General features: G+C 35.6%; 12 protein-coding genes. 8 read left to right on the top strand and 4 right to left on the bottom strand.

Annotated elements, in window-relative coordinates:
• Window positions 1–1,287, bottom strand: a complete 1,287-nt coding sequence (locus tag EG342_RS12515; RefSeq protein ID WP_103293536.1) for an adenylosuccinate synthase — start codon at window positions 1,285–1,287, stop codon at window positions 1–3.
• Window positions 1,288–1,699: 412 nt separating this feature from the next.
• Here EG342_RS12515 and EG342_RS12510 point away from each other — a divergent pair, with 412 nt between their 5' ends.
• From EG342_RS12510 to EG342_RS12500, 3 genes are all read left to right on the top strand, one after another.
• Entirely contained in the window at window positions 1,700–2,284 is a 585-nt protein-coding gene (locus tag EG342_RS12510) for a hypothetical protein (protein WP_103293537.1), read from the top strand.
• Window positions 2,285–2,303: 19 nt separating this feature from the next.
• Window positions 2,304–3,236 carry an alpha/beta fold hydrolase gene (locus EG342_RS12505; RefSeq protein WP_103293538.1) on the top strand — a complete coding sequence of 311 codons (933 nt, stop codon included), beginning with the start codon at window positions 2,304–2,306 and terminating at the stop codon, window positions 3,234–3,236.
• Between the two features lie 98 nt (window positions 3,237–3,334).
• Window positions 3,335–3,853: a HEAT repeat domain-containing protein gene (locus EG342_RS12500; protein WP_103293539.1), complete on the top strand. Its 519-nt coding sequence runs from the start codon at window positions 3,335–3,337 to the stop codon at window positions 3,851–3,853.
• Window positions 3,854–3,973: 120 nt separating this feature from the next.
• Here EG342_RS12500 and EG342_RS12495 read toward each other — a convergent pair whose 3' ends face one another.
• Entirely contained in the window at window positions 3,974–5,563 is a 1,590-nt protein-coding gene (locus EG342_RS12495) for an ABC-F family ATP-binding cassette domain-containing protein (protein WP_103293540.1), read from the bottom strand.
• Window positions 5,564–5,758: 195 nt separating this feature from the next.
• On the opposite strand from EG342_RS12495, the gene EG342_RS12490 reads away from it, so the two are divergent.
• The 5 genes from EG342_RS12490 to EG342_RS12470 all read left to right on the top strand — a co-directional run bounded on the left by EG342_RS12490 (window position 5,759) and on the right by EG342_RS12470 (window position 9,449).
• Window positions 5,759–6,313: a phosphoribosyltransferase gene (locus EG342_RS12490; protein WP_103293541.1), complete on the top strand. Its 555-nt coding sequence runs from the start codon at window positions 5,759–5,761 to the stop codon at window positions 6,311–6,313.
• 151 nt (window positions 6,314–6,464) lie between these two features.
• Entirely contained in the window at window positions 6,465–7,043 is a 579-nt protein-coding gene (locus EG342_RS12485) for an adenylate kinase (RefSeq protein WP_103293606.1), read from the top strand.
• A 63-nt stretch (window positions 7,044–7,106) separates the two neighbouring features.
• The gene (gene obgE / locus EG342_RS12480) at window positions 7,107–8,090 is read left to right on the top strand and encodes a GTPase ObgE (RefSeq protein ID WP_103293542.1); all 984 of its coding nucleotides are present in this window, start codon (window positions 7,107–7,109) and stop codon (window positions 8,088–8,090) included.
• 153 nt (window positions 8,091–8,243) lie between these two features.
• Window positions 8,244–8,732, top strand: coding sequence for a DUF6438 domain-containing protein (locus EG342_RS12475; protein WP_103293543.1), 489 nt, complete (start codon window positions 8,244–8,246; stop codon window positions 8,730–8,732).
• 96 nt (window positions 8,733–8,828) lie between these two features.
• The gene (locus tag EG342_RS12470; protein ID WP_103293544.1) at window positions 8,829–9,449 is read left to right on the top strand and encodes a porin family protein; all 621 of its coding nucleotides are present in this window, start codon (window positions 8,829–8,831) and stop codon (window positions 9,447–9,449) included.
• 140 nt (window positions 9,450–9,589) lie between these two features.
• Here the strand turns inward: EG342_RS12470 and EG342_RS12465 are convergent, their stop codons facing one another.
• Window positions 9,590–10,756 (bottom strand): autotransporter outer membrane beta-barrel domain-containing protein, encoded by a 1,167-nt coding sequence (locus tag EG342_RS12465; RefSeq protein WP_103293545.1) that lies wholly within the window; start codon window positions 10,754–10,756, stop codon window positions 9,590–9,592.
• A 95-nt stretch (window positions 10,757–10,851) separates the two neighbouring features.
• A complete protein-coding gene (locus EG342_RS12460; protein ID WP_103293546.1) occupies window positions 10,852–12,654 on the bottom strand; it encodes a 3-coathanger stack domain-containing protein in 1,803 nt (600 codons plus the stop codon).
• Window positions 12,655–12,672: the final 18 nt, after the last annotated feature.

Below are 12,672 nucleotides of genomic sequence, written 5' to 3'. Positions count from 1 at the left end.
TTAGAATAGTTCTTTTCTGATGATGTTCTGACTTCTTTCAGGACCTACAGAAACTAAATAAACATTGATTCCTAAGTATTTCTCGATAAACTCGATGTATTTCTGAGCATTATCAGGAAGTTCATCATAGCTTCTCGCTTTTGTGATATCTTCCTCCCAACCTGGTAAATCCTGGTAGATTGGCTCGTAATTGTATAGTTTTTCTGTTGACGAAGTAAAGTAATCGATAATTTTTCCGTCTTCAGTTTTGTAATGGGTAACGATTTTAAGGTTTTCAATTCCTGTAAGAACGTCAAGTTTCGTAATCACAAGATTATTGATCCCGTTGATCATACAAGCATGCTTTAAAGAAACAAGGTCTAACCAACCTGTTCTTCTCGGTCTTCCTGTAGTTGCTCCGAATTCACCACCGATCTGTCTGATTTTCTCACCCAGTTCGTTATCCAATTCAGATGGGAAAGGTCCATTTCCTACTCTTGTACAGTATGCTTTCGCCACACCGATAAGATTTTGTAGTGAAGTTGGTGGCACCCCTGCTCCTGAACAAACTCCACCTGTAGATGGAGAGGATGAAGTTACATACGGATAAGTACCGAAATCAATATCAAGCATTAACGCCTGAGCTCCTTCAAATAAAACGTTTTTACCGTCTCTGATGGCTTCGTTTAGCTCTAATTCAGTATCAACAATTCTGTCCTGAAGTTGTTTTCCGATTTCTAAATATTCGTTATAGATCTCTTCAACATCTAAAGTTGGTTTTCCGTAATATTTTTCAAAAAGAGAATTCTTAACTTTTAAGTTTTTCTCAATTTTATCTCTTAAAATCTCAGGGTTTAACAGATCAACCATTCTTATTCCTACTCTTGCGATTTTATCTTCATAGCAAGGTCCGATTCCTTTTTTGGTTGTTCCGATCTGAGTTCCTCCGTGTTCCTCTTCACGGTAAGTATCCAAAAGGATGTGGTAAGGCATAATCACATGCGCTCTTCTGCTGATAAAAATGTGGTCTGTTCTCAAGTTTTTGCTCTCGATCTGACCAACTTCTCTAATGAAAGACTTAGGGTTTACCACTACTCCGTTTGCAATGATACATTTCCCTTTGCATTGAAGAACTCCTGAAGGAAGAAGGTGTAGAACGAATTTTTCTTCACCAACATACACCGTGTGACCAGCGTTGTCTCCTCCCTGGAAACGCACTACATAGTCCGATTTTGCTGATAAAACATCCGTTATTTTTCCTTTGCCTTCATCTCCGTACTGAAGACCTACAACTACATAAGTTGACATATTGTACTTTTGTTTTTAGATTCGTGCAAAATTACTTTTAAAAAAAATGACGACCAAATTATAGGGGATATTTATTTTGAGTTGGGATGAAAATCATGAGATTATAAAGTTTTTTATTCACATTTAACTACCATAAAAGAAAGGCAAAAAGAATTTTCCTTCCCTATTTCATAATTTCACTGAGTTACTTTATTGAGCTTTCATAGCACCTCAAAAATAAATACCATATCAAATCAAACATGCAGTTTGAAACAAAATTTCTAAACAGAGTTTCTATATGGAAAATAGAGAATCACAAAGGAGAAATATCTACTAATAATTTTCGAAAAATTAAACTCGAAGAATTCTTAAGATAAATTTCATATCCAAACTTGTGCAAAATGAATTATATTTACTTTCAAAAACCATAAATATGAAACTTAAAGTACTCATCTTATTTCTGATAGGTCCGATATTTCCATTACAGGCACAGAGTAAAGTGAATGATTATTTGCATATTCCGGGCCCATTACAACTTGCACAAAAAACATATAATTTAGCCTGGAGCTCCCATCCCAACGAGAACTACTTTAAACAGGAATATGTAAGCTCTGATGAAAATATCAACAAGTATAACAGTATGGTTCTTATTGATTTTGTAAAGGGGGATTTTACCATTACAGACATTGTTGATCAAAAAGTAAGTGAATTGGAAAAAATGAAAAAAATCAATCCGATTGTTAATTATCAGGTTCTTGAGAACAACGGAGAATACATTTTAGATTTTCTGATTAGTGAAAACTCACAAGACGGTAAAGACATTTTGATTGCAGAGAGGAATGTTTACCGGTATAAAGCCATCACAAAAAATAATAATAAAGGTATCCTGCTTTTTGCAGTAAGTGAACGGGGATACAAAGAAAATATGGATCAATTTTTGAATAATTTGAAAAAGAACCCATCCAAACTAATTGAAACCGTTGGAAATTATCAACTCCCAGACATTGAGATAAAATAATATAAAATCCACAATTTCTATGACTTCATCTCCAAAATCAGCCTACCTACCTTCCAACGTTAATACTCATTCCAGGCTTTTCTTCACTTTGTTTTCCCCGGAAACCGTAAAAGCAACTTTATTAATTGTTCATGGAATGCAGGAACACAGCGGAAGATATGCAGACATTGCAGATTATTTTTGCAATCACGGAATCGCAGTATTGACATATGATCATCTGGGACATGGAAGATCAGTAAAAAAGAACAGAGACATCGGTTTTTTCCAGCTTAATAAACCTGATCAACGACTTATTGCCGACGCTGAAATGATGGCAGATTACCTAGCAGGAAAACATCCGGATGTTCCCCATTTTATTCTTGGTCACTCTATGGGATCTTTTATCACGCGTTGTCTTCTTCAAAAATCAAATAATAAATTTGCAGGGGCAATTATTACAGGTACCGGAGGGCCCCTAGCAGGCATTGGTATATTAAAAGGTTATTTATCTTTGGCTAATATCTTTGCTCCTCATCACCGGACTTTTTTGAATTCTGTTTTCACGAAAGTTAATAACAAGCGTTTTAAAAAAGATAAAAATTTCAGCAATACAAGCTGGCTCAGTATTAATCCTAAAAACAGAAGAGATTTTGAACGAGATGACCTTTGTGGCATTCCGTTTACCAATAATGCTTTTTATACTTTGTTTACTATTTATAAAAGAGCTACGTCAAGAAATTGGTCTGCATCTATTCGTCCATCTTTTCCTTTTTTATTTGTAAGTGGACAAGATGATCCGATAGGAGATTTTGGTAAAGGTGTAACCTCTACTGTTGACAACTTAAAGGCTGATGGCTTTCAGGATACGGATATTCGTCTATTTTCCGGTATGCGGCATGAGATTATGAATGAAGAAATAAGGGAGGAAGTACTTAGTGAAATTTACAAATGGATGCTAAAATATTGTAAATAGGTACTTTGAGACAGCTTTTCCAACAACGATTCAAGAGTGTTATATTTTTTCAAAAGGAATTTCTAAATTAGAACGTTGGAAAAATCAAAATTAACACCATGATGATAGAAGAACTTATTAAAGACAAAGCAACCAAATCAAAAGAAAAGGTTGACATCATCAGCAAATGGATTATGGCCACCTCGTTACCTGTGGATGAACTCATTGCGTTTGCTGAAAAATCAAAAGATCCGGTAAAAGCGACCTGTATTGAGGCTTTAGAATATGCCACCAAACAAAATCCTGATCTTGCAGATGAAACGGTATTCACTTTTGTAACTCATACTCTTACTGAAAAAGCACCGAGAATAAAATGGGAAAGCGCAAAGGTAATAGGGAATACAGCTCATTTATTTCCTAAAAAGCTGGATCAGGCAATCGCTCACCTTGTTGCAAATACCGAACATGAAGGAACTGTCGTTCGCTGGAGTGCAGCTTTTGCTTTGAGTGAAATTTTAAAAATGAAAACAGCACATAATACAAGTCTTCTTCCTACTCTTGAAAGCATCAGTGAAAAAGAGGAAAAGAATAGTATTAAGAAGATTTACCTTGATGCGATCAAGAAAACAAAAAAATAATCCACATATAAACAATCCCGTAGTCTTTAACAGGATTGTTTATAGGTTTTGGCTAAAGCCAATGGAAAGGGCGGGCTAAAGCCCACCCCTATTGAATTCCTATTCTGAATTCATAGTATTTCAGGATAAAATTAAATCCCTGTCAATTCCAATTTCTTCCAAAAAGGTTTCATCATGGGAAATAACCAGCAGTGTTCCATGATAATCTTTAATTGAATTTGTCAGAATTTCTACATTTTGTAAATCAAGGTTATTGGTAGGTTCATCGAGAATAATCATATCCGGGGTCTTATTGCTGATAGAAAGGCTGCATAAAAGTAATCTCAGACGTTCTCCTCCGCTTAGAAAACTGCATTTTTTGTCCCAGGTTTCTTTACCAAATAAAAATCTGGACAACAATGTTTTGACTTCTGATTCCAGCAATGCGGCATCGTTAAAGGTTTGAGCAAAATCATACACTGTTGAATCCTGATCTATCAAAGAATATTCCTGATCGATATAAATAGAATTAAATTCTGCTTTGCTTAATTTACCTTCAGAAGGGTTCAAACTTCCCAGCAATAGCTTTATTAAAGTAGTCTTTCCGGATCCGTTTGAGCCTTTAATAGAAATTCGGTCACTGCTAAGAATCTCAAAATTCAGATTATTTTTCCAAAGGTTTTCGTTATGATATTTAAAATTGAGATCTTCCGCATTAATTAAAATCTTACCTGAATGTAAGTTTGAATCATTAAAGTTCACTTTCATCTGATCTGAATTCCTTAATGAAGAACGTAAATCCCGAAGATCTCCTGAAATTCCACTAATTTTCTCGGCATGAACTCCTTTTAATTTTGAGGCATTTTTCTCTGCATTATTACGAAGGGTATTCATCATAATCCTGGCAACGCCTGATTTCTCTTGTTTCTGTTTTCCTCGTGCATCCAGCTTTTGTTTACGCTCTATCGTGTCCCGTTCTTTTTCTTTGGCTTTCTTTAAAGCTCTTTCCTTAGCATGAATATCATTATGCAGCGCCTCCTCTTCTACTTCTTTTTGTTCCACATAGAAATCATAATTACCACCATAGGTAGTGATTCCCTGGTTACTCAATTCAAAAATGGTATCGATAAGATTCAACAGAGCTCTGTCGTGACTTACCACGATCACTGTGGATGTCGTTTTCTCAATAAGATCATAGAGTAATTTTCGTCCTTCCAAATCGAGATGATTGGTCGGTTCATCCAAAATAATAATATCAGGCTGATTAATCTGAACACCTGCCAGAAAAACTTTTGTCTTTTGGCCGCCGCTTAATCCATCCAGCTTTTGGATGAGTTCAAAATTATCGAGTCCCCAGTATTGCAGTACACTTTGAGATCGTTCTTCAATATCCCAGTCATCATTCAGGGTTTCAAAATATTTTTCATCGACTTCACCATCGGTTATTTTTTCCAGTGCAAAAAGCTTCTGATCAATTCTCAGACATTCTGCAATTGTCAGATGATTAAAGTTTCCGAACATTTGAGGGACATAGAAAATTTCGCCCTGCGTATTGATAATGCCTTCTAAAGGTTGTATTTCATGAGCAATTATTTTCAGCAACGTAGATTTTCCCACGCCGTTGCTTCCTACCAATGCGGATTTTGTATGAGGTTGTATTGATAAATTGTAATGATTAAATAGCAGATCTCCTCCCGGAAACCCAAAGGATATATTTTGTAGCAAAATCATGATTTCTTTCTTAATAATGGTTAAACACCAGTAACTCGTCGGTTACCGTTCTATTGAATCTGAAAGAAATTATATCCTACATGTCTGTATTTATGGGTTTTGAAAGAACAAAGATAGTACAAATCCGGGATTAAACACAAAAAGATTTTATTCAAAAATCAAAAATCCGTAACTTTGCCTCCTACTAAAAATTTTATGGATAGCATTAGAGTTCACGACAAAAATTTCGTTCCTTATTTAACGGATGCCGAAATTCAGGAAATTGTAAAAGAGACAGCGTTAAGAATTTATGAAGATTACAAGGATGAAGTTCCTGTTTTCATTGGTGTTTTGAATGGAGTAATCATGTTCTTCTCAGATCTTTTAAAATATTACCCGGGTGAATGCGAAATTGCTTTCATTCAAATGAGTTCTTATGTAGGAACTGAATCTACGGGGATTGTATATCAGAAAATGGAACTGACTAAAGAGGTAAAAGATCGTCACATTATTCTTGTAGAGGATATCGTTGATACAGGAAACACGGTGGAAAGTCTTTTTAAATATTTCAAAGAAACCCAACGTCCTAAATCTGTAAAACTGGCAAGTTTCTTATTGAAACCTGAGATTTACCAAAAAGATTTCAAGTTGGATTATATTGGAAAGGAAATTCCAAATAAGTTTGTTCTTGGTTATGGATTGGATTATGATGAATTGGGAAGAAACCTACCTAATTTATACCAATTGGAAGACGGACAAATCAACCACTAAAACGGCTATTAGCTTCTAGCTTCTGGCTATTAGCTTTTAAATAAATATCTAAAAAAGTAAAATATTAACTAAAAAAAGCTAAAAGCGAAAGCAGGTTGCCCAAAGCCAAGTGCCGGAAGCGCATGCCAAATGCCGGAAGCGAATCAACATTATGATAAACATTGTTCTGTTCGGCCCTCCAGGAAGTGGAAAAGGAACACAAGCTCAAAATCTAATCGAGAAATTCAATTTAAAACAGGTTTCAACAGGTGATCTTTTCAGATACAACATGAAAAATGACACTGAACTTGGGAAACTGGCTAAATCATACATCGATAAGGGAGAATTGGTTCCGGATCAGGTAACAACAGATATGCTGATTGACGAAATCAGAAAACCTACCGATACCAACGGGTTTATTTTTGACGGATATCCAAGAACAACTGCTCAGACAGAAGCATTGGAAAAAATCGTTAAAGAGGAACTGAATGATGAGATAGACATCTGTCTTTCTTTGATCGTGGAGGATAAAATTTTGGTTGAAAGACTTCTGAAAAGAGGTGAAACCAGCGGAAGATCAGACGACAGCAATGTAGAGATCATCGAAAACAGAATTAAAGAATATTATACTAAAACAGCAGAAGTAGCCGAGCTTTATAAGCAACAGGGGAAATATGTAGAGGTAAACGGTGTAGGTGAAATTAATGAAATTTCCCAAAAACTTTTCGCTGAAGTAGAGAAAATTAAATAATCGAGATTCGGACTATGGAATTCACATTTTATCCCATAGCTTGCAACTCGCAACACAAACTATATGTCTAACTTTGTAGATTACGTAAAAATCCATTGTAAAAGCGGGCACGGAGGGGCAGGTTCTGCACACCTTCGCCGTGAAAAGTATATTCCTAAAGGAGGTCCGGACGGAGGTGACGGAGGTCGCGGCGGACACGTCATTATGAGAGGAAATGCTCAGGAATGGACTTTACTTCCGCTTCGATACACCCGTCACATAAAAGCTGAACGTGGTGAAAACGGAGCGAAAAACCAGCTGACCGGAGCTGACGGTTCTGATATTTATATCGATGTTCCCATCGGGAGTATTGCTAAAAATGAAGACGGTGAAATTATCGGAGAAATCCTTGAAGACAAGCAGGAAATTATTCTGATGCAAGGTGGAAAAGGTGGAAAAGGAAACGAACATTTCAAATCCTCTACCAATCAGACTCCAAGATATGCCCAACCCGGTATGGACGGTGAAGAAGGCTATATTGTTTTCGAGCTTAAAATTTTGGCGGATGTAGGACTTGTTGGGTTTCCAAATGCTGGAAAATCTACACTTTTAGCATCTGTTTCTGCGGCAAAACCTAAGATTGCCAATTATGCCTTTACTACTTTAACGCCCAATCTTGGTATTGTAGATTACAGAAATTACAAATCATTTGTGATGGCTGATATTCCGGGTATCATTGAAGGAGCTGCTGAAGGAAAAGGTTTAGGACACAGATTCTTAAGACATATTGAAAGAAACTCTATCCTTTTATTCTTAATTCCGGCAGATTCTGAAGATCATTATCAGGAGTTTAAAATTCTTGAAAATGAATTAAAGGAGTACAATCCGGAACTTATGGATAAGGATTTCATTATTTCCGTTTCCAAATCTGATCTTCTGGATGATGAATTGAAAAATGAGATTGCCGCTGAGTTCCCTGAGAACAAGCAGCCTTTATTCTTTTCAGGAGTTACCGGAGAAGGCCTTGTGGAATTGAAAGATGCGATCTGGAAACAATTGCACGGATAAAAGATATATCAGAAACAGAATATCAAAAAAATAGACAACCTCAGATTTATTCTGAGGTTTTTTGATTAAAATAATCTCGAGTAAAGATTGGAAAAGGCGATTAAAAGGAACCTTTTGGAACAATTATTGAGAGAATCTCCGAAATTGTAAACTATGAAATATTTACTAAGTCTTTTTGCATTTGTATTCTTATTTTCATGCACTTCTCAAAAAGCAGATTCAAAATATTCTAAAATTGAATATCAGACAACGCCCTGTTTTGGGTTCTGCCCTGTATTTAAAATAACTATCAATCCGGACCGAACTGCAATTTTCGAAGCAGAACATTTTAATTTTAATCATAAACCTTCGAAAGATGAGTTTTCAAATCCTCGTGAAGGAACTTTTACAGGAACAATCAAGGAAGCGGATTATCATAAATTAATCAACCTTTTAAATGGTTTGGATGTAAAAAGTTTAAATGATAAGTATGGTAAAAGAAACATCACCGACCTTTCTACTTCTTATTTAAGAATTAATTTTAATGACGGTACTTCCAAAAATGTGGAAGATTACGGAAAACGAGGCAGTGAAAAGCTCTCTGAAGTGTATCATTTTATTGAAGACCTGAGAAAAAACCAGCAGTGGACTAAGGTGAAATAAGCCTTATCAAAATATTTAGATTATCTTTGTACAACTATAATTCCTTCAAATGAAGGAATTTTTTTATAAAAATTATTAACCATTCAAAAAACAAACATGAAGAAGAACATTTTTTTCGTTTTACTGGTAGCTGCTTCCACTTTTATTAATGCCCAAAGTACTCCTATGAGTTTTGGAGTAAAGGGAGGATATACTTTATCAAGCATGAAATATTTTGGAGAAAAACTGGATTCAAAATCTTATTTCTATGCAGGTATTCTTGCTGAAAAGCCTATATCATCTAAATTCAGCGTACAGGCAGAGGTGCTTTATACTCAATTAGGTGGTAAAGATTCGTATCCCGGGGTACAATTGGTTGGTAATGAAATTGTAAGTGTAGGTGATATGAAATTTGATTATAAGCTTAATCAGATCCAGGTTCCGATTTCAGCAAAATATTATTTTATCCCTAATTTCTCAGCTTCTGTCGGGATGAACTTCGGATTTAATATTTCCAGTAAGATAACAACTGACACTATTTTTGGAGAGATGAGCGGAGAATCGGATGGGATAAAGACATTGAACCTTTTCCCTTTCCTTGGTGCTGAATATAAAATTACTGAAAAGTTTTTTGTAGATGCCCGATATAATTTCAATTTCTTTGAAGCTAACAAAGAGAATGCTGTACCTACAAAAATCGGCTTTTTACAGGCAGGTGTAGGATACAGGTTTAAATAAAATTTAAAACTTTTAAATAAAAATAAATGGCTGCCCATACCGGACAGCCATTCTCTTTACAATTAAAATAATATATATCAAATGTTCAAAAGATCTTTTTACCTGTGAGATCATTTGAAAACAGCCATTGATTATGTATGTTATTTCACTTTCTTTTCCAGAGCTTCTATTCTTTTTTGCTGCTCAAGGGTATAAAGTGTAAGTTCTTCAATTTTTTTAAGAAGAAGGATATTCATTTCTTTCAGCTCAATACCATTTTTAATAGCTTCGTCTGTTGTAGGAACTTCCGGTAGGTGTCCGTTTTTATCAATAAACTGAGCAAGGTCGTTTAATGGCATCAGTTTATAATCTTTTGCAAAAACATAATCTGCCCATCCATTGCTGGCAGCAATATCCACTTTTACTTTCTCGGTTCTGATTCCGTCTTTTACGAATAATTTATACTTTTGCCCATCTGTTGCAACTCCATCAGCCGGAAGCTGATTGGTAAATTGTCCGATACCGATCGTTCCGTTGTTTCCGACAATCCAGTTTCCGATGTTCAGTTCATTGGAAGGGCTTGTTCCAACCGCTGCAATATTATTTCCAATATAAATATTACTGTTAGCATTATTCACTAGTGGCGCAATATTGGCTCCTATTACAACATTATAATTGGCATTTACGGTTCTCAGAAATGAGTTATGTCCCATTATAGTATTATAAGACCCGTTATTGATATCCATTAATGCACTGTTTCCTATTGCAGTATTTCCTACCAAAGGAACTGAAGCAGTACTTCCCCAGGTACGCATTGCTGAAAATCCAACCGCCGTATTATATTCACCTGCAATCATACCGCCTAAGGTGTTATGACCAACGGCTACGTTATTGCTTGCACCCACTGAATTTTGCATAGAATTAATACCCAAGGCAGTATTCAAAGATCCGGTCGTACTTTTCGTCATTGTATTATAACCTAGCGCCGTATTTGATGATCCCGTTGTATTAGAGCTCATCGAACCTAATCCTACCGCTACGTTAGCATAATTAACCCCTCCTGCATTATTGGATGGAACTTCATTCCCACCTCCAATATATAAATTGTAAGCCCAGGTTTGTGAGTGAACATCAAAAAACACAAGTCTTCCATTAGGTGACAATTTCATTTTCTCAGCGCCGTTAATTTTAAAAACTAAGGGCTGATTATCAGTAGTTCCGATAAAATTGGAAGCTGGATTTGTTCCTGCATTTCCAGTAATATTCCATGATTGAGCATTTGCCTGAAGGCCAAAAATAGCGGCCATTAAGATGATAGTTTTTTTCATGTTTTATAAAGGTAATTTTTAATATCTTAATTTAAAATGATAAGATAGAGCCCATCTTTTTACCTGACTTTATCTTTGATTTGATCCACCTTTGGTTATTGAACAATAATTTTCTTAGAAGTACTTGTTCCGTTATCCAGCTTAATAACCAACAGATAAGAAGATTTTGGTAATTTTTCTACAGGTATTGTTGTATCTTTTCCATCCAGAACAACTTTTCCTGAAAGATCATAAAGCATCCAACCTGCAACCTTATTTCTACCTGAATCTATTTTAACTATTGTAGAAGCAGGATTTGGATAAATCTTCACATCAGAGAACGTCGTATTAAGATTTGTTTTGGCAAAATTGGGTTCCATAGCACCTACTGTTCTTTCTTTAAGGAAAGCTGAAATAGTACATGGGCTGATATAAGCCTTAAATACTCCATTCGTAACTGCATTAACGCTGAATCCAGGTAATAAATCAACATTTAAACCAGCTTTATAGTCTACAGTCAGATTATCGTTAATAGCCGAGGAGGCAAAAATAGATTTTCCTGCCTGGTAGATTTGAGATGATGTTACCGGTGTCGTAATAGTTAAAACATCTGGACAAGGGTTAACAGCATCACTTGATGAAGGGATCAATTGAGGAAAAGAAAATCCGTTACTTGTTCCTGCCGGCGGAGTGATTGTGCTTAATGGGTTTACAGTAGGACTCCAGACATTTGGAGTATTAATAACTCCCCAGGAATATGAAGTTGGTGGAAAGGTGGAATCGGACCCAAAAGATACTTTATAAAACCCAAATCCATCATCCTGTTGTTTAGTATTATATATCAGATAAATTTTCCCGTTTGTTGCTCTTTGCATACTCGCAGTAGTTCCGTTAAGCGGGAAAATATATTGAGAACTTGTATTGGCAGCTCCCACTAGGCTTCCAGTAGTAATGTTATACATAGATAGCCCAGACCATCCAATAATGCCAGCAGGGTAAAGACATAAACAAGCTTGAGCACCGATAAAATATACAATATTACTATCCGGAGAAAATTCTGCACTGTTTGGAGTACCACTTGCGTCATTATAGGATCCTATAAAATTATTATTGGCTACAATATTAACTGAATTAGTCACACTTCCTGTTGTATTATTAAAATCGGACAGCCACATCGCATTATACTTTCTCGTTAAAAGCTTTTTAGAATCAGGAGATATTTTAATAAAAGTACCATATTCCTTTCCAATACTTACTACAGGAGTGGTATTCAATCCACTGGCATCTAATTTATAGGATAATATATTACCGTTATTAGCAGTTACGATCCAATAAGAATTCCCATCACTCCCAAATGTAGAAGTCAAAGCATTTGTCAGGGAATTGCTAAACAATATGTTATTTTTTGAGATCACTTTACCTAAGCCGCCGTTTAAAGACATATCTACAATAGCATACCTAAGCCCATAATTGGTTGCAGGGTTCGGAGTAGGAACTGTAGTCTGGTCCTTTAGATTTCTGTCTCCATTAATATAAAACACATAATATTTTGAATTTGAGCCTGGCAAAGGTACAATCACAGAAGATTGGTCTGATGGATTTCCAATAGAAGTGTATTCATAAGAAATGGCCCCAAACAAATGGTCTCCGCCATCCATAATACCATTGTTTTTGTTATAAACATTATATCCATTAGAATAAAAAAGTAAATTTCCTGTATTTTTATCACTGATTACTGAGCTGGCATATCTTATATATGGATTTAGTCCTGTGGTTTGAATGAATCCGTTTGGCGCAACATTCGTATCAAAACGCCAGTTATTACTCCCAAATCTCCAGTTGTCATTTTCGTGTTGAGCCTGAAGAAGACCACCACCTATAAGTGCTAGAACGAATAAAAAAATATTTTTGGTTTTCATATATTAAAAGTATTGGAT

It is taken from the genome of Chryseobacterium lactis, from assembly GCF_003815875.1.
Lineage (GTDB): Bacteria > Bacteroidota > Bacteroidia > Flavobacteriales > Weeksellaceae > Chryseobacterium > Chryseobacterium lactis.
The sequence above is the reverse complement of the archived record's forward strand: the minus strand, read 5'-3'. Positions and strand labels throughout refer to the sequence as shown.

Bases quoted from the DNA above. Each gene is read 5' to 3' on its own strand.
- EG342_RS12515 (WP_103293536.1), bottom strand. From the start codon at position 1,287: ATGTCAACTTATGTAGTTGTAGGTCTTCAGTACGGAGATGAAGGCAAA.
- EG342_RS12510 (WP_103293537.1), top strand. From the start codon at position 1,700: ATGAAACTTAAAGTACTCATCTTATTTCTGATAGGTCCGATATTTCCA.
- EG342_RS12505 (WP_103293538.1), top strand. From the start codon at position 2,304: ATGACTTCATCTCCAAAATCAGCCTACCTACCTTCCAACGTTAATACT.
- EG342_RS12500 (WP_103293539.1), top strand. From the start codon at position 3,335: ATGATGATAGAAGAACTTATTAAAGACAAAGCAACCAAATCAAAAGAA.
- EG342_RS12495 (WP_103293540.1), bottom strand. From the start codon at position 5,563: ATGATTTTGCTACAAAATATATCCTTTGGGTTTCCGGGAGGAGATCTG.
- EG342_RS12490 (WP_103293541.1), top strand. From the start codon at position 5,759: ATGGATAGCATTAGAGTTCACGACAAAAATTTCGTTCCTTATTTAACG.
- EG342_RS12485 (WP_103293606.1), top strand. From the start codon at position 6,465: ATGATAAACATTGTTCTGTTCGGCCCTCCAGGAAGTGGAAAAGGAACA.
- obgE (WP_103293542.1), top strand. From the start codon at position 7,107: ATGTCTAACTTTGTAGATTACGTAAAAATCCATTGTAAAAGCGGGCAC.
- EG342_RS12475 (WP_103293543.1), top strand. From the start codon at position 8,244: ATGAAATATTTACTAAGTCTTTTTGCATTTGTATTCTTATTTTCATGC.
- EG342_RS12470 (WP_103293544.1), top strand. From the start codon at position 8,829: ATGAAGAAGAACATTTTTTTCGTTTTACTGGTAGCTGCTTCCACTTTT.
- EG342_RS12465 (WP_103293545.1), bottom strand. From the start codon at position 10,756: ATGAAAAAAACTATCATCTTAATGGCCGCTATTTTTGGCCTTCAGGCA.
- EG342_RS12460 (WP_103293546.1), bottom strand. From the start codon at position 12,654: ATGAAAACCAAAAATATTTTTTTATTCGTTCTAGCACTTATAGGTGGT.